General features: G+C 35.1%; 24 protein-coding genes. 14 read left to right on the forward strand and 10 right to left on the reverse strand.

All coding sequences use genetic code 11. The annotated features are described in order from the left end of the window. Nucleotides 1–153 precede the first annotated feature (153 nt). The 3 genes from ACXAGJ_RS00790 to ACXAGJ_RS00800 form a co-directional block, all read right to left on the reverse strand. A complete protein-coding gene (locus ACXAGJ_RS00790; protein ID WP_474836242.1) occupies nt 154–945 on the reverse strand; it encodes a TerC family protein in 792 nt (263 codons plus the stop codon). A gap of 1 nt (nt 946) precedes the next feature. Then, the gene (locus ACXAGJ_RS00795; RefSeq protein ID WP_073313010.1) at nt 947–1321 is read right to left on the reverse strand and encodes a DNA topoisomerase IV; all 375 of its coding nucleotides are present in this window, start codon (nt 1319–1321) and stop codon (nt 947–949) included. 68 nt (nt 1322–1389) lie between these two features. Beyond that, complete coding sequence (locus ACXAGJ_RS00800) at nt 1390–1887, reverse strand: helix-turn-helix domain-containing protein (protein WP_474836245.1); 498 nt, start codon at nt 1885–1887, stop codon at nt 1390–1392. A gap of 379 nt (nt 1888–2266) precedes the next feature. Between ACXAGJ_RS00800 and ACXAGJ_RS00805 the strand changes: the two genes are divergently transcribed. The 5 genes from ACXAGJ_RS00805 (at nt 2267) to ACXAGJ_RS00825 (ending at nt 7638) form a co-directional block, all read left to right on the forward strand. After that, a complete protein-coding gene (locus tag ACXAGJ_RS00805) occupies nt 2267–3427 on the forward strand; it encodes a M14 family zinc carboxypeptidase (protein ID WP_474836247.1) in 1161 nt (386 codons plus the stop codon). A 76-nt stretch (nt 3428–3503) separates the two neighbouring features. Next, complete coding sequence (locus tag ACXAGJ_RS00810; RefSeq protein WP_073313016.1) at nt 3504–3983, forward strand: Lrp/AsnC family transcriptional regulator; 480 nt, start codon at nt 3504–3506, stop codon at nt 3981–3983. A gap of 94 nt (nt 3984–4077) precedes the next feature. Beyond that, nucleotides 4078–6663, forward strand: a complete 2586-nt coding sequence (locus ACXAGJ_RS00815) for a phosphoenolpyruvate carboxylase (RefSeq protein WP_474836249.1) — start codon at nt 4078–4080, stop codon at nt 6661–6663. Between the two features lie 77 nt (nt 6664–6740). Next, nucleotides 6741–7253, forward strand: a complete 513-nt coding sequence (locus tag ACXAGJ_RS00820; RefSeq protein WP_474836251.1) for a DinB family protein — start codon at nt 6741–6743, stop codon at nt 7251–7253. 1 nt (nt 7254) lies between these two features. Beyond that, entirely contained in the window at nt 7255–7638 is a 384-nt protein-coding gene (locus ACXAGJ_RS00825) for a nuclear transport factor 2 family protein (RefSeq protein ID WP_474836253.1), read from the forward strand. Between the two features lie 10 nt (nt 7639–7648). On the opposite strand, the gene ACXAGJ_RS00830 is transcribed toward ACXAGJ_RS00825, so the two are convergent. Genes ACXAGJ_RS00830 through ACXAGJ_RS00840 form a run of 3 tightly spaced genes read right to left on the reverse strand, consistent with a single transcriptional unit; the run spans nt 7649 to nt 9729 of the window. Further along, nucleotides 7649–8287 (reverse strand): alpha/beta hydrolase, encoded by a 639-nt coding sequence (locus ACXAGJ_RS00830; RefSeq protein WP_474836255.1) that lies wholly within the window; start codon nt 8285–8287, stop codon nt 7649–7651. Between the two features lie 19 nt (nt 8288–8306). Continuing rightward, nucleotides 8307–9158, reverse strand: coding sequence for an alpha/beta hydrolase family protein (locus ACXAGJ_RS00835; protein ID WP_474836257.1), 852 nt, complete (start codon nt 9156–9158; stop codon nt 8307–8309). Between the two features lie 4 nt (nt 9159–9162). Continuing rightward, the gene (locus tag ACXAGJ_RS00840) at nt 9163–9729 is read right to left on the reverse strand and encodes a TetR/AcrR family transcriptional regulator (protein WP_474836259.1); all 567 of its coding nucleotides are present in this window, start codon (nt 9727–9729) and stop codon (nt 9163–9165) included. Nucleotides 9730–9818: 89 nt separating this feature from the next. On the opposite strand from ACXAGJ_RS00840, the gene ACXAGJ_RS00845 reads away from it, so the two are divergent. From ACXAGJ_RS00845 to ACXAGJ_RS00870, 6 genes are all read left to right on the forward strand, one after another. After that, nucleotides 9819–10244: a PaaI family thioesterase gene (locus ACXAGJ_RS00845; protein ID WP_073313028.1), complete on the forward strand. Its 426-nt coding sequence runs from the start codon at nt 9819–9821 to the stop codon at nt 10242–10244. Between the two features lies 1 nt (nt 10245). Further along, entirely contained in the window at nt 10246–11343 is a 1098-nt protein-coding gene (locus tag ACXAGJ_RS00850; protein WP_474836262.1) for an isochorismate synthase, read from the forward strand. A gap of 55 nt (nt 11344–11398) precedes the next feature. After that, the gene (gene menD, locus ACXAGJ_RS00855) at nt 11399–13123 is read left to right on the forward strand and encodes a 2-succinyl-5-enolpyruvyl-6-hydroxy-3-cyclohexene-1-carboxylic-acid synthase (protein WP_474836264.1); all 1725 of its coding nucleotides are present in this window, start codon (nt 11399–11401) and stop codon (nt 13121–13123) included. 103 nt (nt 13124–13226) lie between these two features. Beyond that, nucleotides 13227–13568, forward strand: coding sequence for a DUF2853 family protein (locus tag ACXAGJ_RS00860; RefSeq protein WP_073313105.1), 342 nt, complete (start codon nt 13227–13229; stop codon nt 13566–13568). Between the two features lie 118 nt (nt 13569–13686). After that, entirely contained in the window at nt 13687–14520 is an 834-nt protein-coding gene (locus ACXAGJ_RS00865) for a CvfB family protein (RefSeq protein ID WP_073313106.1), read from the forward strand. A 134-nt stretch (nt 14521–14654) separates the two neighbouring features. Beyond that, complete coding sequence (locus ACXAGJ_RS00870; RefSeq protein WP_474836267.1) at nt 14655–15611, forward strand: ion transporter; 957 nt, start codon at nt 14655–14657, stop codon at nt 15609–15611. A 4-nt stretch (nt 15612–15615) separates the two neighbouring features. On the opposite strand, the gene ACXAGJ_RS00875 is transcribed toward ACXAGJ_RS00870, so the two are convergent. Further along, entirely contained in the window at nt 15616–16017 is a 402-nt protein-coding gene (locus ACXAGJ_RS00875) for a hypothetical protein (RefSeq protein ID WP_474836269.1), read from the reverse strand. A gap of 159 nt (nt 16018–16176) precedes the next feature. Between ACXAGJ_RS00875 and ACXAGJ_RS00880 the strand changes: the two genes are divergently transcribed. The 3 genes from ACXAGJ_RS00880 to ACXAGJ_RS00890 are packed head-to-tail and all read left to right on the forward strand — an operon-like array spanning nt 16177 to nt 18514. Next, nucleotides 16177–17019 (forward strand): 1,4-dihydroxy-2-naphthoyl-CoA synthase, encoded by an 843-nt coding sequence (locus ACXAGJ_RS00880; RefSeq protein ID WP_473286728.1) that lies wholly within the window; start codon nt 16177–16179, stop codon nt 17017–17019. Between the two features lie 39 nt (nt 17020–17058). Then, entirely contained in the window at nt 17059–17835 is a 777-nt protein-coding gene (locus tag ACXAGJ_RS00885; protein WP_474836271.1) for a hypothetical protein, read from the forward strand. A 58-nt stretch (nt 17836–17893) separates the two neighbouring features. Further along, on the forward strand, nt 17894–18514 hold the full coding sequence (locus ACXAGJ_RS00890) for a hypothetical protein (RefSeq protein WP_474836273.1): 621 nt from the start codon (nt 17894–17896) through the stop codon (nt 18512–18514). A gap of 14 nt (nt 18515–18528) precedes the next feature. Here ACXAGJ_RS00890 and ACXAGJ_RS00895 read toward each other — a convergent pair whose 3' ends face one another. From ACXAGJ_RS00895 to ACXAGJ_RS00905, 3 genes are all read right to left on the reverse strand, one after another. Then, on the reverse strand, nt 18529–20943 hold the full coding sequence (locus ACXAGJ_RS00895; protein WP_474836275.1) for an alpha-ketoacid dehydrogenase subunit alpha/beta: 2415 nt from the start codon (nt 20941–20943) through the stop codon (nt 18529–18531). Nucleotides 20944–21141: 198 nt separating this feature from the next. Further along, a complete protein-coding gene (locus ACXAGJ_RS00900) occupies nt 21142–23973 on the reverse strand; it encodes a gluzincin family metallopeptidase (RefSeq protein ID WP_474836277.1) in 2832 nt (943 codons plus the stop codon). Nucleotides 23974–24103: 130 nt separating this feature from the next. Next, the gene (locus ACXAGJ_RS00905; RefSeq protein WP_073313130.1) at nt 24104–24793 is read right to left on the reverse strand and encodes an LOG family protein; all 690 of its coding nucleotides are present in this window, start codon (nt 24791–24793) and stop codon (nt 24104–24106) included. Nucleotides 24794–24796: the final 3 nt, after the last annotated feature.

Genomic DNA, 24796 nt, shown 5'->3' on the forward strand with positions numbered 1-24796 from the left:
TAACACGTGTTATATGCGTAATAGATTACATAAATATGTAGGTGGTTAACTACATGTATTGTCGTTAATAAAATGAAAAACAGATTTTTAACCTATCTATTTTGGTAATAGATCATGATTTCCTAATAGTATTTCGTTACATTTTGTAAAAAATTAGAAACTTTGTTTTTTTCTAATCTTAAAGTTTAAGAACTCTACAAACAAGGAAAACGCAATGGTGAAATATAGATAGCCTTTTGGAATGGTTCCCACTTCGGTATCAAATATTTTAAAATGTGCTAAATGAGCGGCTTCTGCTATGAGCATAAAACCAATAAGTATCAGGAATGAAAGTCCCAAGATTTGAATAGATGGGTGTTTATTAACGAACCTGCCAACAGGAGCAGCAAAAATCATCATTATTAAAACTGAAATTACGACAGCGACAATCATTATAATTAATGCATCATTAGGATTTTCGCTTAAACCATTTGTCATCCCTACCGCGGTAAGAATAGAATCAAAAGAGAAAACGATATTGATCAATGTGATCTGTAGAATTGCTTTTGAAAGCGTAGAGGAACTCTTGGCCTGAATTTCTTTTTCTTCTTCTCCTTTTTCTTCTACTTTTTCATGAATTTCATGGACACTTTTGTATAACAGAAAAATTCCACCACCAAATAGTATTAGTGCTTGTCCGCTAATACCAGCTTCTACCCAGGGTAGATTGATATGCCAAAACGGTGCTTCCATGGCTACAAGAAGTGAAATACCGAATAGCAATACAATTCGCATGATCATTGCCAACAACAAACCAATGTTGGTTGCTTTTTTTTGTTGTTGATCCGGAAGCTTACTTGAGGCTAACGAAATAAAAATAATATTGTCAATACCTAATACAATTTCTAAAAAGGTAAGTGTTAGTAATGCAACCCATGCATCTGCAGAAGCGAAAATTTCAAACATCTTATTTTATTTTTTTGGCAGTTCCTTTTTGCTTGTTGGCACTACCCACTAATCCGTACTCAAAAGTATATATATCACCATCTGTAGATAATATTTTCATGTGGATTGATTTTTCCTCAGACATACTTTTAGGATGTAATTTTTTGACGATGTACTCGCAATCATTAATCCATCGTATAGTCGCCGTATCACTTTTCCCTCTGAAATAATCGATCTCGATAGAATCATTTCTGACAAATGTGGTTTTTGCTAGTTCTCCATCAAGAAGGGTTTCGAACTCAAACGTCCCAGTATGAAATTCTGTACAGTTTCGTTCTTGTTGATAACACCCTGTAAAGAGTAAGCCGCAGAAAAGTGTAAAAAGAAAGTACTTCATAGTTTGGTTTAACTAAAAGCGAAAATAAATTTATTTCCAGAAAGTTAATAGTAAGCGCTAAAAAAATATCAAGATTTTTTTGTGGTGTATGATCTAAAGGAACCATCATTGTAGAAAATAACAATTCTTTCAATTTTTTCCTCATCATAGGTAATCTTACGAATAGCTTCCTGAGAAGTTTGAGGTATAGGAGTAGGGGTTTCATTTTCTTGGACAGGAGCAGGAGTGTGTTGCGAAAATAAATCCTGATCTTCTTTATCAATAGGAAGTGTAGTAGGTTGTATTTTTTCCTGAGATGATGTTGTTGTTACCAATTGTTTTTCCTGTACAATTTCTTCGGATTTTGGAAAGCTCCCTTTTCCATATAATAACCATTGCATATCCACATCGCTATACGCTTCAGTTATTTTCATAACAAAGTCAAGACTGGGTTTATTTCGTCCACTAAGGATATGTGATATAGATGAACGTCCGACACCCATATAATCTGCAAAAGATGAGGCAGATACACCATAATGATCCATTATTTTTTGGATTCTTTTACCAAAATCTTTGTTGTTTACCATTGTAAACGAATAGAAGGTTAATATTGTGTTACAAAGGTAAACAATTTAATGAAATTCTCCTAGTTACATTTGTAAACAGTGATTATTAGATAGTGAAGTGGTTATTTAGGTTATTTATTATAATTGCCTGATTAATAATAATATGAATTGACGTATAAGTATTTATAAAGTTAATTGTTAATAACTAAAATACAATTGGAAACTGTACAGATATAATTGATTACAATCGTAAACAAACTAAATAATTTCACATGTTTACAAATGTAAATTGACGGTATTTACAATTGTAAATTAGTTGTTGGTTTACAGATGTAAATAATAATTTGTTTTGTTATGAATCTTCAATAAACTATACTAATTTCGTGGCTTATAATTAGATATGAGCAACATTGATAGATTAGAAAATTGGTTCTTACAACACAAAGAGACTTCCTTATTTGGACGTTATATTTCTTATGATCATATAGCCCCTATTTTAGACAAGCATTCTTCTAAAATGCAAATTGAGATCGTAGGTGCATCTGAAAACAGCGCACCTATTCATTTAATTACTTTGGGAACTGGTCCTAAAAAACTATTATATTGGTCTCAAATGCATGGCAATGAAAGTACGACTACAAAAGCGGTGTTTGATGTCCTTAACTTTCTAAATGATGCCAAAGAACCTTTGGTAAAGGAACTCTTAGAATCTTGTACGCTCTATATTATTCCTATATTAAGTCCGGATGGAGCTAAGGCATATACGAGGTTAAACTACAATCAAGTGGACCTTAATAGGGATGCTCAAGCAAAAACACAAAAGGAAAGCGTTGTATTAAGTAAGATTATCAGCCAGGTTCAACCAGATGTAGCTTTTAATCTACATGGGCAACGAACCATCTTCAGTGCAGGAGAAACTAATCATACAGCTACAGTATCTTTTTTATCCCCAGCAGGTGATCCAGAGCGAACCATTACTGCTAGCCGAAAAATAGGTATGGAGATCATCGCTCATATGAATTCTATTCTTCAACAGTATATTCCTAACCAAGTGGGGCGATATGATGATGGTTTTAATATCAACTGCATAGGAGATACTTTAGAGTCTTTAGGGATTCCAACTATTCTTTTTGAGGCAGGTCATTATAAAGAAGACTACGATCGCGAGCATACTAGGAAATATATATTCTATGCATTAGTGAGTTCTTTAGAGTATCTAGCTAGTAGATCGGTGACTGGAGCATATTATCAAGACTATTTTTCAATTCCAGAAAATGGAAAGTGTTTTTACGATATCATCATTCGAGATGTACTTTTAAATGATAAAAATGTAGATATAGCGATTCAATTCTCTGAAAAATTAGACGGAAATACTATCAAATTTGTACCTAAAATTGTTAAAATTGATGATTTACGAAAATTTTATGGTCATCGGGAAATAGAGGGTAAAAAGAGAGTAATTTGTCACGAAAACGTTACAGTAGAGATAGTTCCAGAGGTTGAGATGTTAAAATTTCACCTAGATTCTGAATTATTCTCAATAGAATTGACAAAAAGGTGAATTAAAATGTGTGAAAACTGTATTTTTCTGTTATTTTTGCAATGTAAATAATCGGGAAAAATATTAAATTGTTACTATGGCAAAGTTCAAATTAGACGAAGTTGACCACCAAATTCTGGATATGTTGATTGAAAATACACGTACTCCATTTACCGATATCGCAAAGAAATTGTTGATATCTGCAGGTACTGTTCACGTACGTGTTAAAAAAATGGAGGAAGCTGGAATTATCGAGGGGTCTTCTCTAACATTAGACTATAAAAAATTAGGATATTCTTTTATAGCTTATGTAGGTATTTATCTTCAAAACACTTCTCAAACCAAATTTGTTTTGGAGCGCATTAACGAAATACCTTATGTTACTGTAGCGCACATCACTACAGGAAAATTCAACATCTTTTGTAAAGTAAGAGCAAAAGACACTAACCATGCAAAAGAAATTATTTTTAAACTAGACGATATCGACGGTGTATATCGTACAGAGACTATGATTTCTTTAGAAGAAAGCATCAATGATAAGAAACGCTTAATGCATTCTATTTTCCAGGAATTGTAAAGGGTTTCTCTTTCTTAATAGTATAAGCCCTTTGAGACATGATCTTAGAGGGCTTTTAATTTTTGTTAACCACAACCATTTTACCACCACAACAATGGCTAGAAAACCAAAAATCGAACGTTTTAATGAAAACGTTCTAGCAAAGTACCAGATATACAACAGTATATTCATGACCTTGCCTTTTGATACGATTACCAATACCGGAGTATTATTACCACTTTTTAAAGACGTTTGCGAAAAGGGCTACGAGCTACATAAGAATCCTACAGAAATTGTAGAAAAGTTCTTTGCACAATATCAGGATAATCCTTCTGAAAAAGATAAACACGATCTTTTGTTCCGCTTTATACAATATATAGAGAGACAAGTAGTATTATTTGATGCAATTGAAGATGCAGCTTTTCCTGTAGTGAATAATATGGACGGTAGAGGAACATTGCGTAGTATCAAAGAAGAAGCACAAGCAAAAGGGCAACTGGAAGAATTGAAAGATTACCTTAGGAGATTCAAGATTCGTCCAACACTTACAGCACATCCAACTCAGTTTTATCCGGGAACTGTTCTTGGGATTATTCATGATTTGGATAGTGCAATACGTGTAAATGATTTGGCAAAAATCAAAAAATTGTTAGCGCAATTGGGTAAGACTGCTTTTTTCAAGAAAGAAAAGCCGACACCTTTTGATGAAGCTGTAAGTTTGATATGGTACCTAGAGAATGTATTTTATCACTCTGCCAGTACCATATATAACTACATTCAGGAGAATATTTTTGAAGGAGAAGAGATGGATAATGATTTGATTAATCTTGGTTTTTGGCCGGGAGGAGATCGAGATGGGAATCCATTTGTTACTACAGAAACTACACTCAAAGTAGCCAAAAGATTGCGCAAAACGATATTGATCAATTACTATCGCGATATGCGTGAGTTAAAGAGACGTATCACTTTTGGAAATCTACAAGAAAAGATCATCAAGTTAGAATCTGCGTTATATGATAATTTTTATTATTCAAAAACTGCAGAGCCATTATCTATAGAGACGTTACTAAATGGTTTACTAGAGATCAAAGAAGAATTGATTGCAGAGCATCAATCTTTATTTTTGGAAGACCTTCAGGCAATGATCAACAAGGTGAAAGTTTTTGGATTTCATTTTGCTACTTTAGATATAAGACAGGATTCCAGAGTACATCATAAGGTGTTGACAGATATTGTTCAAAAGACCAATGAAGCAGGTTTAGGGATTTTTCCTGAGAATTATGAATCACTTTCAGAAAAAGAGCAAATCAAAGTCCTTTCTGAGGTAAAGGGGAAATTAGATCCATCGATTTTTGAAGAGGACATTACCAGAGCTACGATAGAGTCGATTTATGCGATTCAAACTATTCAGAAAGATAATGGAGAACGCGCTGCAAATCGATATATCATTAGTAACAATGGAGGTGAGTTAAATGTAATGGAAACCTTTGCTATGATTCGCTTATGTGATTGGCAGCAACCCACGGTAGATGTGATTCCTCTTTTTGAAACGGTACCAGATCTTAAAGTAGCGCACACTGTAATGGAGTCGCTGTATAGTAATCCCGTTTATATGGATCACTTAAAACGCAGAGGAATGAAGCAAACGATTATGTTAGGGTTCTCTGATGGTACTAAAGATGGGGGATATCTGATGGCAAACTGGGGTATTTTCAAAGCAAAAGAGGAACTAACCAAGGTTTCTAGAAAATATGATGTAGATGTGATCTTCTTTGATGGTCGAGGAGGACCTCCTGCAAGAGGAGGTGGTAATACCAATCAGTTTTATGCTTCTCTAGGTCCAACTATTGAAGATGAACAAATACAAATCACGGTGCAAGGACAAACCATTAGTTCTAATTTTGGAACATTAGATTCTTGTCAATATAACCTGGAGCAATTATTGGGAGCTGGTGTCGAAAACCAATTAACAACCAATGATGCTAATCGTTTTTCTGAAGAGAATAAGAAGACCATGCAAGAATTGGCAGATATCAGTTATCAGACTTATGTAGATTTTAAAAGTCATCCAAAGTTCCTTCCGTATTTAGAGCATATGAGTACCTTAAAGTACTATGGAAAAGCTAATATTGGTAGCCGACCTTCAAAACGAAGCAAAAGTACTACCTTGGATTTTGGAGATTTGAGAGCAATTCCTTTTGTAGGTAGTTGGAGTCAGTTAAAACAAAATGTTCCGGGATTCTATGGGGTAGGAACCGCATTAAAGTCTTTTGAAGATCGTGGAGAATTTGATAAAGTAGTTGCTTTGTATAAAGATTCTGCATTTTTTAGAGCGTTGATAGCAAATAGTATGATGAGTTTGACTAAGTCATTTTTTGAGCTTACGGCTTATATGAAAGAAGATAATGAGTATGGGAAGTTTTGGGATATTATCCATGATGAGTTCGAACTCACAAAAAAGCTATTGATGAAATTGACTGGCTATTCTGAATTGATGCAAAACGAACCAGCGGGTAGAGCTTCTATTGATATGCGAGAGAAAATTGTACTTCCGTTACTTACGATACAGCAGTATGCTCTGAAGAAAATTCAGGACATGAATCGTGCTGAAGATGCTGATACTGAATTACGTGAAGTTTACGAAAAAATGGTGACACGCTCACTATTCGGAAATATTAATGCTAGTCGTAACTCAGCATAATGTAATAAAGAACTGTTAAGTTTTTTTAGAAGTGAGGTAGGAATGATTAAATTTCTACCTCATTTTAATTACATACTATGATATCCCAACTCCGTAAAGAAGAATTCCATCCTTATTATGGTACATACATTGCAAAAGCAGAATTTCCTGATATCGTTGAGGGATTGAAAGCGGGTAAAACTGAATTTATTGATTTTGTGAGCGTTTTGCCTGATGAAAAACTAGCTTTTGCCTATGCAGAAGGAAAGTGGACAGTGGCCGAAGTGTTACTACATTTGATCGATTCTGAAAGAATATTTGCATATCGAGCATTAAGGTTTGCTCGTAAAGACAATACGCCTTTGGCTGGTTTTGATCAGGACGTATATGTGCCAAATTCTAATGCAAAGCACATGACAAAGAATGATATCATAGAAGATTATGAAGCAGTGCGTAGCGGTTCTATTACTATGTATAAGAATTTTACCGAAGAGATGTTGCAATTTATAGGAACAGCAAGTGATAGTCCTATGAGTGCAAGGGCATTGGGTTATATTTTAGCAGGACATCAAAGACATCATTTGGAAGTGATTAACGAGAAATACCTTTAGGATGACCAAAGAAGAAGTTGCGCATAATTACCTCGACTTTTTACAAAATGGGAATATAGATCAGATCGTTGAATTGTTTACCGATAATGGTACCGTAGTCTCACCTTTATATGGCACAAAGTCTGCGAGAGACTTTTATACGGTTTTGAAAAATGACACCAACCGTTCTATACTTAGGTTCGATGGTTTGTTTTATGAAGAAGATACCAATCGTATTTCTCTGCTTTTTGATTACTATTGGGAGATTAGCAATGGAGAAACTGTTCAATTTAAGGTGGTTGATATTATTGAATTATCGCCAGAAAATAAAATAGAAAAATTGACGATCATCTATGATACTGTGCACAGTCGTCAAGCCATAGAAGATATCAAGAAAACGAAATAAAAAGTTTAGTTTATAGTATTAGAGATAGGGTATTAGGATCTAATTCATGCCCACCAGTATGCATATAGAATTGAATTCCAGGAAAAATGCGTTCTAATCTATCTTTTTCTGCTTGGACTTTGTCTTCTTCGTAATAGGGATCTTTTTCTCCCAAAATATGTACTATTTCTGTGGCAGAGGTTAAAAACTCAAAATCCTTTGGAGCTAGCTCTCTGGGAAAACCACCAGATACTATAGCAAAAGCAGCACAAGATATTTTTCTGCTAGCTATCCATCTGCTAGCGATACTAACGCCTTGAGAATATCCCAAAACAATGAGATTAACATTTTCTGGAATATCTTCCTCTTGTACTACAGAATCTATATAGTTTAGTACGTTTATAGTCTCGGCTTTGGTATTTTCTTTGGTAAGCCAACTCGAACCTACTTTATTGTAGGTGTTGCCTTTATAATATTTTGAAGGCGCCTGCGGTGCGATAATATAGTTTTCGGTACTATCCAGACTTTCGAATAATTTAATGAAATATCTACTTAGATATCCAATCCCATGAAAAACCAACCAAACATTTTTTGTAGTACCGGTAAATTGATTTAGTGTAGAGTAGGAGTTTGTAGTTTGATAAACAGCTGATTTTTCTTCTGTATTCATAAAGTTGAAAGTAAGTTTTTTAATGTAATTCGAACCAATCATATACAATTGGCCACAAGATATCTCGGTTTTTCTTTCTAAAAAAATCAAAATGCCCGATAGCCCTCAAATTGTATTGAGATGGTATGAGATGTTTGCGGGTTACCAAGGCATTTTGATATACTTTATCTCCCAAAATATCTACAGATTTTTTGGGAGCAAAAAGATCATCCTCTATACTTACCAATAGCATCTGATCTTTAATGTGTTCGTAATGAGTGACTTTGTTTTGTTTGGTAAAATGTAGCATTGAATCCGGGTGTAACAAGAACTTTGCCCAATCCTTTGCTACTTGTGTGGTTAGGGATTCGCCCAGTCCAAACCATTTTGAAGGATAATAGCCCAAAATAGAAGTGGTTAAGGGTACAAAAAGTCCAAAATTAAGAAGTATCAAAAGTCTCATTTTAAACTTGAAGTGCTTGTAATATCCATACTGAGAAGCAATGGTTAAATACTTGTCGTAATATTGATGAGCATCACTAAAACCAATGCTGTTCCCTCCGTAACTATGTCCGATTAAATATTGTTTGTTTCCAGGGTATTCTTCTTTGGCATGTTTTGATACTTCTTTGAAGTCCCCTGCCCAGGAGAAATATCCATCATTTTTTATGGATTGTAATGTTTTGGATTTGGAAAAGCCAATACCTCGATAATCAAAAGTGAATACATTACATCCCTTTTGTGCCAGTTCTTTTGCTAAGCTGAAATAGAATTTTTGAGGAACAGCTACTGCAGGAGCAAAAACAACAGTAATGTTACTAGGTGATTCTGGAACAAATTCATGTACCGATATAGGATAATTATCAAAAGATCGTAGTGTGTAGGAATCCATTAGATTATTTTTTAAGGATAATTTTCTCCATTCTTTGTATGGCTTTATCTAGATATTTGGAATCATCATAGACTTGCATCAACAAAATCCCACCTTCTATATCTTGTACCATTTGTTCTGCAAGTTCTGTAGCTTCATTAACATCGTACTGAGATTGTTGTAGTAAACGTTCAATCCCGGAAATAAAATCTTGAAAGAAAGATTGGATCTCTTTTTTGTAAATAGGATCGAGGTGAATAGTTTCCAAAGCAGTATTTGCCATAATACATCCACCATCTGAAACTTGAAATATTTTAAACATCAATGTCTTCATTTTTACAATTTTCTCTTCAAGGCTCATAGAAGGGTCATCAATGATTTTGAATAGATTATGATGAAAATAACTATGTACTGTGGCTAGTACTTCTTTAATCAGTTCGTCTTTATTACTGAAATAGTAATAGAAATGTGATTTCTGAATCTGGCAAGCTTTAGACAATTCGCTCATGCTACTGTTTTGTACACCACGTGCTCTAAGTACTGGAATGACCTTTTTTAGAACTTCAGCTTTGGATGTTTTTACTTTTGGCATTTTATTGAACGTTCGTTAAAATAATAATCAAATATAGTTAGAATTATTTAAAGTCATTACATATTTTTGCTATATAATACTTCGTTTTTATGAAATTCACAGAATCAGAGATACTCGAACAATGCGCAAAAATGTGTAAAAACACCCTTATGGAAACCCTGGAAATTTCCTTTTGTGAGGTGGGTGAGGATTATTTGGTGGCCAAAATGCCAGTAACCCCAAAAGTTCATCAACCCGATGGTGTATTACATGGTGGAGCGATGGTTGCGCTAGCAGAAAGCGTGGGTAGTGCGGCTTCGTACATTTTTCTCAATGCAAAGGATTTTTTTATACGAGGACTTGAGATATCTGCAAACCATGTAAAAAGTGTAAAAGAAGGATACGTGTTTGGACGTGCCGAAATTGTACACAAGGGGAGAACTACCCAACTCTGGGATATTAAAATAAGGGATGAAGAAGGAAATTTGATTTCTGTTGTAAAGTTGTCCACTATCGCATTGCCAAAATCAAAGTAATATGAATGTGCATCCAGAATTTGCTGGTATCGAAGAACATTTGAACCAAAACCTGCCCTTGGTTTTATATAAAAAACAAGGAGCGAAGCATCTTAATGTTTTGCTTCAAGAAAATGATACGATCTATGAGGTGGTAAATTATCAGGAGTCTGGATTTGTTTTCTCTCCTTTTGATCAGAGTAAAAAGACGATTTTACTTCCACTGGATGTTTGTAAACACATTACTATACCACTTACTGAGTTACCGGTAATAGATGAAGATGTATTTTATACAAAAAAGCAGGAAATAAAAATTTCTTGGTCTGAAGAACAGAAAAATCAACATAAGCAATTAGTACAAAAAGGAATTGATGTAATTAAGACAGGTGCTTTTAAGAAAGTGGTTTTGTCCAGAAAAGAGGTTGTTGTAGGTGAAGAAGCTTTTGAGTCTTTGTTATTATTAAAACGATTAATCAATTCTTATGATGATGCGTTTGTGTATTTGTGGTACCACCCAAAAGTTGGTATTTGGTTAGGAGCTACTCCGGAGACATTGCTCTATAGTAAAGAAAATAAGTTTTCTACTATGGCATTGGCGGGAACATTGCCATACCAGTCTACAGAGCAGGTGAACTGGGGTAACAAAGAGCTTGAAGAACAAGAGATGGTCACTTCGTTTATTCTAGAACAATTATCCGGGATCGCAAATGACATTATTTCTTCAAAAACCTACACACACAAGGCGGGAACTTTGCTACACTTAAGAACAGATATAAAAGGAGATCTAATTCCGGAAAAATCAGGATTAAAGGATGTATTATCTATATTGCATCCTACACCAGCAGTTTGCGGTTTACCCAAAAATGAAGCGAAGAAGTTTATTGTACAAAATGAAGGGTATAGTAGAGAGTATTATACCGGATTTCTTGGGGAGCTACATATGAAGGATGGCAAAGGGAATGTGATATCTGATATGTATGTAAATCTACGTTGTATGCAACTTAATGGTAACGAGGTTGAGTTATATGTAGGAGGAGGAGTAACCAAAGATTCTGATCCGGAAAAAGAATGGGAGGAGACGGTGCGCAAAACCGAAACCATGAAAAAGGTGCTGTTTTAAATTCGTATCAAAAGGTTGGGTTAGATTGGTTTGATGTTGTACTTTAGCTCATCAAATGAAAAGACGTTTTTATTCAAAAATTCCTTTAGCGCAAAGTGTTGTAGCGCTATGCGAAGCCAAAGGTATTCATCACATCGTAATTTCTCCAGGATCTCGTAATGCTCCCTTAATTATTGGTTTTACCGAAAACCCAACTATGAAGTGTTATAGCATTGTGGATGAACGCTGTGCTGCTTTCTTTGCTTTGGGGATTGCACAGCAGATAAAAAAGCCGGTAGCACTTGTGTGCACCTCTGGAAGTGCATTGTTAAATTACTATCCTGCCATTTCAGAAGCTTTTTATAGTGATATTCCGCTAGTAGTGCTAAGTGCGGATCGCCCTATCGAACGAATAGATATTGGAGACGGGCAGACCATTCGTCAAAAAAATGTTTTTGAGAATCATATTTTATATTCTGCTAATTTATATTCTGAAGTGGTTGCAGAAACCGAAATTAAAGATCCTAAAGTACGACAGAAACAGCGGGAAGCCCAAAAGCATAACGAAAGAGAAATTAATCTGGCTTTAAACAAAGCTATAGAGAAAAAAGGTCCGGTACATATTAACGTTCCTTTTTATGAGCCTTTGTATGATCGATTAGAGGAACCAACAGTTATACCAAAAAATATACCTGTAGAATTTCCGCAGCATCATATCTCAGAAACTCTTCAGGATGAGATGCTCGAATTATGGAATACTTCCAAAAGAAAAATGATTCTTATAGGAGTAAACTCTCCTGGAGTCATAGAACAACAGTGGATCGATCATTTTGCTAATGATCCTTCGGTGCTCGTGTTAACCGAAACCACATCCAACATACATCATAACTCTCATGTAAATTGTATTGATCAGTTGATCACCTCTTTGTCTGAAAAGGAGTTTGAACAATTGCATCCAGATATATTGTTGACAGTAGGAGGAATGGTTGTGTCCAAAAGAATCAAAGCTTTTTTAAGAGAATATCAACCTAAGGCACATTGGCATATTGATGAGAAAAAAGCTTTTGATACCTATTTCTGTTTGGCAGAACATATAAAACTAACTCCTGATAACTTTTTTGAAACCTTTTTGACGGAAACAAAAAATGTAAATGGAGATTATAAGGAATCCTGGTTAGCTATTCGAGATCAAAGAAGAGAACGACATCAAGCATATCTGGAACAAATAAAGTTTACTGACCTTAAAGCGTTTGAGGTAATTTTTGATCATATTCCCGAAGGTCAAATGGTGCAGCTAAGCAATAGTTCTACAGTACGCTATGCACAATTATTCTCTTTAAAACCTTCATATCAGGTATTTTGTAATAGAGGGACTAGTGGGATAGATGGTAGCACTTCAACAGCTATTGGAGCCGCCGCAGTAACTAACACTCCGACGACTTTGATTTCTGGAGATCTCAGTTTTTTTTACGATAGTAATGCATTGTGGAACGATCACATCCCGGCAAACTTCAAAATTATTTTGATTAATAATGATGGAGGAGGGATTTTTAGGATCTTGCCTGGTAAAGAAGAAAGTGTTAACTTTAGTACATACTTTGAGACTACTCATGGTCTATCTGCAGAACACTTGTGTGCCATGTTTGGATTTGAATATCACAAGGCGGATACATTAAATGATACCATTACCAGTATTCAACAGCTATATGAAAACGACAGCAAACCCCAGCTACTCGAGATTTTTACACCTAGAAAAGAAAATGATAGTACGTTAATCGATTATTTTAGGTGTTTTGTCTAATATTTGGCCTTTAATATACTTTAAAGAATATTTATTCATTTAATATTCATCTATATTTGAGAAACAAATTAAAATAACTAAAAACCTAAAACATTATCATCTTATGAGTAAAAGAGACGAATTAATCGCTAAGTATGCTGCGGACATTAAAGACAAAATCGGTCAAACACCAGATATGGATTTATTAACCAAAGTTACTATCGGATGTGGGCCATCTATCTATAATGCTGATGCTGCTACAGTATCAGGAAGTGATCAAAGTGAGTTAGATACTGTAAAGAAGAACTTTTTGATCAAAAAATTAGGTCTTGCTGATGGACCTAAATTAGATGAAGCTATTGCTTCAGTGATTGAGCAGTACGGTAAATCAAACCGCAATAAATACAGAGCTGTAGTATACTATCTTTTAACCAAGCATTTTGGTAAAGAAGCAATCTACAACTAAAAATTAATACTTTGTTTTAGAGATAAGGGTGGGTCGAGTAACGATTCACCCTTATTGTTTTGTTTTAATAGCGAAAAAGCGCTTTTAAAAATTATCTTTGCACAAAATATAGAATACAATGCTAAACTTAGGAGTATACAATACGCTTAAAATTTTGAGAGATCGTGAGCCGGGATTATTTCTTGGTGACGATGATGGGAATGAAGTATTACTTCCGAATAAATATGTTCCGGAAGAATTTGAAATAGGAGACGAGATTAAAGTTTTTGTGTATTTGGATAGTTCTGAGCGCATTGTTTCGACTACCCTAGAGCCCTATGGTACACTCAATACCTTTGCATATCTGAAGTGTACAAGTGTATCCGATATTGGTGCCTTTTTAGATTGGGGATTAGAGAAAGATCTTTTTGTTCCTTTTAAAGAACAAGCATTCAAAATGAAAGCAGGAGGTTGGTATCTGGTGTATATCTATTTGGATGAGGAAACCAATCGATTAGTAGGTTCTAGTAAGACCAAAAAATACTTGGATAACTCTCTAGTGTTATTATCTTCTTATGATGAAGTGGATTTAATTGCGTCTCACCCTTCACCACAAGGTTGGAATATGATTGTAAATCAAAAACATCTCGGGTTGGTGTATGAAGATGAGATTTTTCAAAAGATGACTGTAGGAGACCAGATGAAAGGCTTTGTAAAAAAAGTGCGTCCCGATGGTAAAATTGATCTTACCCTTCAAAGACATGGTTATCGTAGCATAGAGCCAAATGCCGAACAAATCCTAAAGGAATTAAGAGCTAGCGGTGGGTTTATTGACATCAATGATAAGTCTGCTCCGGAGGATATTAAAGAAGTTTTTCAATTGAGCAAGAAAAGTTTCAAAAAAGCAATAGGGTCTCTTTATAAAGCTAGGAAAATAACCATCGAAAAAGATGGGATACGGATTGTAGAATGACCTGAAATTTAAATATCGTAAAGTTAAGTTTGTTTTAAGAGTGGTATGCAATTGTGGGTAATCGGCTTAAAGTCAATTATTTTATTAAATTTATATCCTCAAATATATAGTCACTAACTTAACCTTTTATACCCATGGTTGCATTTTGCAAACGAATCGCCGATTCCAGGTGGTTTCAACAATTCATTATTACAGTAATTATTCTTGCCGGAGTTTTAGTTGGTATACAAACCTACGGCGATAAAGTGATGCAGTGGACACCAATTATTGATGCACTCGATTGGTTAATCCTCATTATTTTTACGATAGAAGTAGTTATAAAGATTACCGCCGAAGGAAATCAACCTCAGAATTATTTCAAAGATGCTTGGAATTTATTCGATTTCTTCATTGTTGTAGCTTGTTATGCAGGTCCATTTTTGGGAGACAGTGCAGAATTCCTTCCTGTATTACGATTAATTAGAATACTTAGAGTTTTTAAACTCGTTACGGCACTTCCCGAATTGCAGCTCATAGTTGGGGCATTGTTACGCAGTATCCCTTCTATGGCGTATATAAGTTTGTTATTGGGATTGCTGTTCTATATCTACGGGGCAATGGCAGTGTTTTTGTTTGGGGCGAATGACCCTATTCACTTCGAGAATTTACAAATGGCTATTCTGTCTTTGTTTCGGGTAATTACTCTGGAGGATTGGACGGATATCATGTATATCAATATGTACGGGTGTGATAACTATGGATATGGAGGAAACGAAGCTTTGTGTGCCAATCCAAGTGGATCACCTATTTTGGCAGCTATGTTCTTTGTTTCTTTTGTATTAATAGGAACCATGATTGTTTTGAATCTATTTATCGGTGTAATAATGAACGGTATGGATGAGATGAAAGCTGAAACTGAACTAAAAGCAAAAGTGAAACGCAAAAATAAAGAGGACGGCACCAATTTAAAGGACGAAATTCACTTATTAATTGATAAGGTAGACGGAATAAAAGAAGAATTAAGTGTGCTAACCCATTTATATGATCAGGAACGTAAAGAAGTTCCATTGATTGGTAAAGCATATGAGCATACCAACGGGAAATCAAGGTGATTTCTTAGTATGCTAGACCAGTAATAGGGCAGAAAGCACCACTATAAAAGCCTGCATCTTTGTAAGCTATATTTTTTACACCACCTGTATTTTGTGTGTTATTATATCCGCTACCAGAAACTCGTAAAGAAAATGCTTTGGGTTGAGGAATAGAAACACTGTACAACGGTGCGATGAACTGTTCTTTAGGTAGTTCTAGTATAGGAGCACTTTTGCGTAACGCTTGTTGCCGTACATCCACGGTGAGATTGACTTCCATTAATTGATATTTTTGGGATGGGTCTTCCTTTTGTATTAAGGAAATAGGTTCACTAAGTCTCTCAAAAGAAATGGTTTTAATTTCAATTTCTTGTCCAAAAGATAGGTATCCAATACCTCCAAATAATAATATCATCAAAGTCTTCATGTTGTAAATATATATGCTATTCTATAAAAGATCATCAAAAACTATGCTAAATTCTAGATATAATCCGGGTTTTTATCATTTTTTTGATTGATTTAGCTGATAAATAATAGAGATGAATAGCCTTTATTGTATTATTTTTGAAAGATAAAAAATAAATTAATGAGTTCAATAGACTGGAAAACCGCAAAAGAATATAAAGATATAACCTATAAAAAATGCGATGGTGTTGCTCGCATTGCTTTTAACAGACCTAACGTGCGTAATGCTTTTAGGCCTAATACTACTAGTGAATTGTATGATGCATTTTACGACGCACAAGAAGACACTTCGATAGGAGTGGTATTACTTTCTGCAGAAGGACCTTCTACCAAAGATGGTGTGTATTCATTTTGTAGTGGAGGAGATCAAAAAGCAAGAGGACATCAAGGATATGTGGGAGAAGACGGAATGCACCGATTGAATATTCTGGAAGTGCAACGATTGATTCGTTTTATGCCAAAGGTTGTTATAGCGGTAGTGCCAGGTTGGGCAGTAGGAGGAGGACATAGTTTGCACGTGGTATGTGATCTTACTTTAGCGAGCAAAGAACATGCGATTTTTAAACAAACGGATGCGGATGTAACCAGTTTTGATGGTGGATATGGCTCTGCTTACCTTGCCAAAATGGTTGGACAAAAGAAAGCTAGAGAAATTTTCTTTCTAGGAAGAAATTACACTGCTCAAGATGCTTACGAAATGGGAATGGTAAATGCCGTGATTCCCCATGATGAACTTGAAGATACGGCCTATCAATGGGCACAAGAGATATTGGAGAAGTCACCTACTTCTATCAAAATGCTGAAATTTGCAATGAACCTTACTGATGATGGTATGGTAGGGCAACAGGTTTTTGCAGGAGAAGCAACGCGATTAGCATATATGACCGAAGAAGCAAAAGAAGGTAGAAATGCTTTTCTTGAAAAACGTAAACCAGACTTTAAAAATGTAAAGTGGATACCATAAAACGGTATCCTAGGGGGTGAAACATAAAGATTAGGGGAAATGGATAAAAAAGAAGAGGAATTATTATCGATGCATTATCAGATCGAGAAGACTGATATCAAGCAACAACAATTAGAAGATCGACTGGGTTCTATTTCTAAGGATTTGGACAAAAGTAAAACCGTTCGGAATTTATATTTTGTTCTAATCGTTCTGTTGTTGTTGATCACAGCTGGGGCAGGGTTTTACCTGGTCAAAAAAGATAAAATATTCGCTTCTGGGCTTAATGAAGATAATTCTGAAGAAATCCAAAAGCTACTAGTGACCAACGATTCCCTTAAAAAAGCGCTTCATAAATTAAAAGAAGATGTTGCTGCATATCAAAATCAAAACAGTGGTGTAGGAGCAAATGGTGAAGAGGCGTTAGATTCCATTCAAGAAGAAAGTAAACTGAAGTTTGAAAGAATTTACTGCTATATTACTAAAGCTTTTGAAAGTAATGATGCTACATTTATCGAAGCTGATTTTATAGAATTTTATGAGGGTAGAAAAGCGGTAATGAAAGCCAAAGAATTCGGTGAAGCGGAGTATGATATCGACAAAGATGGTGATACTTTGTATTATTTGTATAATAATTATTATATTAATAACCAGAATTCTAAGTCCAGAATTTTAGAACTTGACGATAAAGCAAGGGTTCGGATTGATGATATCAATCAAATTTCTAATGGGTTTCCATTAAAAGCGTTTCAAAGAATTATAAAAAAGAAACAAGTTTTTGTATTAGAAACTAATAATGGTGTTGTTTACAGTATTACTCAGAAGAAACTCCCTTAAGCGTGGTGTAAATATGTGCGATACAATTTTGTTGAAACCCCATTAAACTACCCCAGTCATGAAGGTTATGAAAGACGAAGATCTTTTGTCATTACATTATCAAATAGAAAAGGCAGAAATCAAGCAAAAGAAACTTGAAGACTTGTTGGACGCCGAGACCGAAAAACTAAAGAAAAGTAAATATTCTAATCGAATGTTTGGTTCTTTTTCTTTAGTGTTACTACTTCTAGCAATATTTCTAGTTGCCAACGCATTTTATTCGAATAAAAATAATGAGTTAGCTACGGTCGAGATCAATAGGAGTGAAGAGTTATCCTTACTTCAGAATGAATTGGACGCTGTAAAAAGTGAATTGGCCGTATTGAAAAAACAAAAACAAGAGATAAAAGATATCAAAGATATGTATCTTTATAGAAGTTTGATCAATAAGGATACTGTGTATTCTGTACAGGTAAAGGCCTTAGTAGATGGTAAAATAGCTTCTATTTCAGAAAAATATACAAATACTTTGGTATACAGTGATACTTCGTTGTATAAGTTAAGTCTTGGTATTTTTGAAACCTTATCTGAAGCTCAAGATTTTAGAAAAACCTTGATACAATCTGGGATGTATGACAAACGCGTGTTCGTAATATCATACAAAGATGGTAAACGTATTAAAATAGAAGACTTTCGGTAAAACTTTTACTCTTTTTATCTAAGCTGTGGATATGAACTAGGATCTACCTCGTTCATGATATCGTATACCTTTTCGAAAATATCTTCGGTAGATGGTTTGCTGAAATAATCTCCATCAGTTCCAAAGGCAGGTCGATGCGGCTGTGCACTTAGCGTTTGTGGTTTACTGTCCAAATGCGCATAAATGTTTTGCTCATCAATCAGTTTGTGTAATATATACCCTGTTGCACCACCAGGTACGTCTTCGTCTATAATCAGTATTCGATTGGTTTTTGCAACACTCTTTACAATATCGTGATTCAAATCGAAAGGAAGTAAGGATTGTACATCTATTACTTCGGCATTGATACCTACGGTAAGCAATTCCTTTGCAGCTTGCTCAACTAATCTTAGCGTAGATCCGTATGATACTAATGTGATATCTGTTCCTTCTTTCACAGTTTCAACAACTCCGATAGGCGTTCTGATTTCGGATAGGTTCGAAGGCATCTTTTCTTTTAATCGATATCCATTCAAACACTCAACCACTACTGCAGGTTCGTCACTCTCTAATAAAGTGTTGTAGAAACCAGCTGCTTTTGTCATATTTCTAGGAACCAAAATATGGATACCTCTTAGTAAATGGATTAATCCACCCATTTGTGATCCAGAATGCCATATACCTTCTAATCGGTGTCCTCTGGTTCTTACAATCAAAGGAGCTTTTTGCTTTGCAAATGTTCTGTAACGCAATGTAGCAAGATCATCACTTAATCCTTGTACACAATACAGGATATAATCCAGGTATTGAATTTCTGCGATAGGACGCAGGCCTCGCATTGCCATACCGATTCCTTGTCCGATAATTGTTGCTTCTCGAATTCCAGCATCAGAGATTCGTATTTCTCCGAATTTTTCCTGAAGTCCTTCTAATCCCTGATTTACATCACCAATCTTACCACTATCTTCTCCAAAGATTAATGCTTCAGGAACTCTATTAAAAATTTGCTCAAAGTTATCACGTATAATCACTCTTCCATCTACTGTTTCAGTATTATCCTGATATTCTGGTAGTACCTCTTCAATATTGGTGACTTTGGATTCAAAATCATTATACAAGTGATCGCTATACTTAGGCTGGATTTTATCTATATAAGTATTTACCCATTGTTGCAGTGCCATTTTTTCTGCAAAGTTTTCCTTTACAACATATCTTAAGGCTTTTCTAGTAGCTTCAAGAATATCCTTACGTATAGGCTCTTCTTTTGAAGCAAGCGCATTTACTAATGGAGTGATAAAGTTTTTGTTAGCACTTTTTGCTTCTACAGCTTTCAGTTTTTGTAATGCTTCTTGTTGTTCTGATTTGATTTCAGATATATACGCATTCCAAGCTGCTGTTTTTCCTTGACGAACTTCTTTCTTTGCCGTTTTCTCAAGATCCAGCATTTCTTCTGCAGTAGCAATATTGTGATCTATGATCCACTCTTTGAACTTTTTGTTACAATCGTGCTCTCTTTCCCAGTTTAGGCGTTCTTCACTTTTGTAGCGCTCATGAGATCCTGAAGTAGAATGCCCTTGAGGTTGTGTAAGTTCGGTTACGTGTATGATTACAGGGATATGCTTTTCTCTTGCGATCTCATCTGCAGTTTCATAAGCATCCGTAAGCGCAGGGTAGTCCCAGCCTTTTACTTTGATGATTTCATATCCTGCTAAATCCTCGGTGCGTCTAAAGCCTTCTAAGATTAAAGAAATATCTTCTTTAGTTGTTTGATGTTTTGCATGTACAGAAATTCCGTATTCATCATCCCAAATGCTAATTACCATAGGTACTTGCAGTACCCCAGCGGCATTAATGGTTTCCCAAAATAAACCCTCGCTTGTACTTGCGTTTCCGATCGTTCCCCATGCTACTTCATTACCATCGATGGAGAAGTTTTTGAAATCAGCTACGCTTTTTTCATTACGGAATACTTTTGAGGCTTGGGCTAAACCTAAAAGTCTAGGCATTTGTCCAGCAGTAGGAGAGATGTCAGAACTTGAATTCTTTTGCTGAGTAAGATTTTTCCAGCTACCATCATCGTTCAAACTATGTGTGGCAAAGTGACCACCCATTTGTCTACCTGCAGCAAAAGGCTCTTTTTCTATATCGGTGTGTGCGTATAATCCAGCAAAGAATTGCTCTATCGAATATTTGTCGATAGCCATCATGAAAGTTTGGTCACGATAATATCCTGATCGGAAATCACCATCTTTAAATACCCTTGCCATGGCAAGTTGTGGTAATTCTTTTCCACCACCAAAAATTCCAAACTTTGATTTTCCTGTTAATACTTCTCGTCGCCCAAGAAGACTACACTCTCTACTTATAAGTGCGATTTTATAGTCTCTAAGGATTTGACTTCTATATTCTTCAAATGAAATATTTGATGTAGTAACAGTTTCAGATTGCATACGAACGACGTTTAAAGGTTTGCAAATTTAGTTAAAATGCTGGCCATTTGCAAGACCGATACTCTTAAATTTTTTAAACATATCTCAGTTAAATTCATTTTTTGTTGATGAATTATTGTTTTTGGGTGTATTTTTAAGGATTGATTAACAAATGTGTAAAATTTTCACATTTGGGATTTTGAAAAGGTGAAAAGGCGGTTAATACCACTCTCTAGTAAACAATCCGATAAGGGTTTCTGGACTTAATGTAATGATAAACCGAATTTGTTGATCGTAATTAGGTTGTGCAATTTCCCAACCTTTACTAGAAACAACAGGGAAGAAGACTTCGAAGAAATCGGCAACCAAACTTAATCGCACTCCGCTGTCAAAAACAAACTCGGGAGACGCACCTCTGTTTTTTACCAGTCCCACATCTCCATAGGCGTAGATCCAATTCCAAATATTGGTATTAGCGTTAAGCGTAGTAATCCACTGATTGGCAAAAGGAACATCAAGTTGAGATTTAAATCCTCCTTCTGCAATGATGATTTGTTGACTAACGAATCCAGTATCTTCACTTCGTCCTAAATAATTAAAATCAAATAAGTAGTCTGTGGGTCGATCCAAAGCAAAGCTAAAGAAATCGCCATCTCTTTCTGTGTCATTGAATAAAAATGTACCGGCGAAAAATCTTAGGTTTAGCTGTCTGTTGTTTAGGAATAACTTTCTATAGTTTACTGTAGTCGATAGTTTACTGAAATTTTTAGAAATCTGATAATCTACAGTATATCCTAAGAAATCAGTTAAGTTGAAATCAGAATATCGATATCTTGCATTAAAAACGTTATAATCTGGTGTTTCTACAGGGTTCAATTCATCCCTTTGTCGAAATACGTTTACATTTCGCAAAGACAGTCTTTCATTTTTATTGGATCGAAGATCTTCGGGTCTGAAATAGAAGTTTACCGACGTAGAAAATCTTCTAAACAACAAATCAGGAGCATAGCTAAACATGCTACCATTTATTCCGTAACGAATTTGATATAATCCGTGATCTGCAATTTGATTTCTAAAGAAGAAAGAGGCAGATCCCAACAATTTATTGGATTTTAAACCATAAGCCGGGGAAATATTGTACTCAAAGTTTCTTCTTATCAACGTTTTATTATAGAATTTGGATGCAATCGTAAATCCATCGTAAACATTAAATTCAAATTCTGGGATAAAGAAAATCTGATGATATCTTGGGTCTTCTACATCTTGCAACAATCTGAATTGAACAGGTTTGTTAATGAACCAATTTAGATTTCTGATGTTGTTTCTTCTGTTAACTTCAGGGATATTTTGATCATAATCCAGAGCTACTTTACTAAGATCATCGTTTGCAATCGTTACTTTTTTGGTCCCAGTAAACCCTTCGACCCAGGTTTTGGAAACCACATCCTTTTTACGAAGCCCATATAAGGAAATCGGCATTAAATTATTTTGTCGATTCTTTATGGTAACCTCTACCGAGTCCTTCCTTTTCTTAACAGACTTTATTTTGAAATCCAATTTAGCATTGGTCTTTACGTAATCTTCAAAAAACCAGTCTACATTTTTTGGCGACATTGAAGTGAGCGTCTCTCTATACTTTTCAGAATTGGTTGGCTGTAATACGTTTTGTTTATAAAAAGTACTGATACTTTCAGCTACGATATTATCATCTTCTAGATAATCCTCGAGATACTTGAATCCAACACCAGCTTTATAAGCATTGGCAATATTTTGATTGAACTTTACCAATTGATCCTGGGGGAGTGAGAGCGGCTGATCCAGAAACAACCTTGCCATATTTTTGTAAGCAAGAAAATACTGGTCGTTAAATTCTAAGTCTGCAATATGAAACCATCGAACTCCGATGACCTTACTTAGCTTACCAATAATTTTCATATCGGGATAGTGCTGCTCGGTATAAGCCATCATCAAATAGATATGTAAGGCATCCTTAAGCCAGGCATCATGTCTTGGGTCGATAATGAGCGTGTTCTCCAGATAATTTTCGGTAATTGCCTTCAATTGTTTGATTTCAAACTGAAACCCATCAGGGAAAGGTCTTACAATATCAGGCAGCTGATTTAATCCATATACTGGATTGTTTTTATAATCGCTTTCGGATACCAAAATTTTGTCAAAAGGGTAGGAGCCTAATTTTTTTTGTAAGAAATCGATAACTCTACTGGTGGCTACCATTTTCATTTTGGACATCAATTTATTGTCATCAATATCACTTACAAATTGGATTCCATTAAAATCAAAGTTGTAAAATTTACTTACCCCACGATTAATATATAGGTTAACTTCTGTTCTGTTGTTTCCGGTAAACTGTATCTTTTTGATGTCTTTTTCTTGCGAGGCGACTAAAACCTCTTTTTTAAGATCCGAGACTACAGTGTATGATTCGGGAACGGTAAAGTCAATTTTATAATCTATTAACGGAGCATATAGATCATCCAGATTTTTATGACTGTACGTCTTCCATTCATCGTCAAATACAGCGGGTAGGATGTACCAGTATTTAAGGTCGAAGTTCCCGTTTTCTTTGTATCCATATCTAGTGAATTTACTACTAGGAATCTTGACTTTGTATTTTAAAACAAAAGTTTGTTGTTCTCCTGGAAGCAGTATTTTGGGGCATTCGACCCAAATAATATCCGGAGCACCATCTTGTCTTCCCCAGCTTAATGATTGCGAATTCGCGTCAAGGATGTGTTGTACCGTAGTGTGTCCTCTTTCATGGTCTTTTGCAAAATAAAAGCGCTTTAGAAAATCTTCAGAAAAACGTTCTCCCAATGGCGTGGTCTTACTGGAAAAAGCATTTGCCCAGTCAAGAAACTCTATTTTTTTTAATCCTTTGTCAGAAGTATTAGTATAAGTGATTTCTTGTTCGATAGTAAGTACCTTTTTCTCGGTATCTAACTCTGCATTGATATACGTGCTATGTTGAGCTGTTGCAGTAAGCAGTGATAAAAATGCAATTATGATATGAGAAATCTTAGTACTGTTCAAGATGTTGTGTGTAACTTAAAAGTTTTTATTATCAATTAATAGGCCAAAAATAACAGAATTTGATTTTTCCTCAATAAAGAAAAAATACCAAATCCTGTTTTAATGTATAATTACTTTTTAGAGAATGATATTAGAAATTAGGACTTAGATTGTATTCTGCATAGAACTTATCAAGTATTTCTAAAACCTCTTCAGGGGTATCAACCACATGAAAAAGATCTAAATCACCTTCACTGATATTTCCGAATTTTTCTAGTAATGTTGTTTTAATCCAATCGATTAGTCCTCCCCAAAACTCAGTACTTACTAATATAATCGGAAATTTAGCGATCTTTTTGGTTTGAATAAGGGTCATCGCTTCAAATAGTTCGTCCAAAGTCCCGAATCCACCAGGCATTACTACAAAACCTTGAGAGTATTTAACGAACATTACCTTACGAACAAAGAAATAATCAAAATCCAGACTTTTATCACTATCGATATAAGGATTGTCATGTTGCTCAAATGGGAGGTCGATATTTAAACCTACAGAGGTTCCTCCGCCCAGATGTGCTCCTTTATTTCCTGCTTCCATGATCCCAGGACCACCGCCAGTAATTACTCCATACCCATTATTCACAATTTCTCTAGCTACATTAACTGCTAATTCGTAGTACTTGTCATCGGTTTTTGTACGGGCGGATCCAAATATTGAAACACATGGGCCAATTTTACTCATTTTTTCGAATCCGTTTACGAATTCTCCCATGATTTTAAAGATAGCCCAAGAATCGTTAGTTTTTATTTCGTTCCATCCTTTATGATGTTGTTCTTTTCTCATAAA

This window comes from Aquimarina sp. AWH4_224 (genome assembly GCF_056160245.1).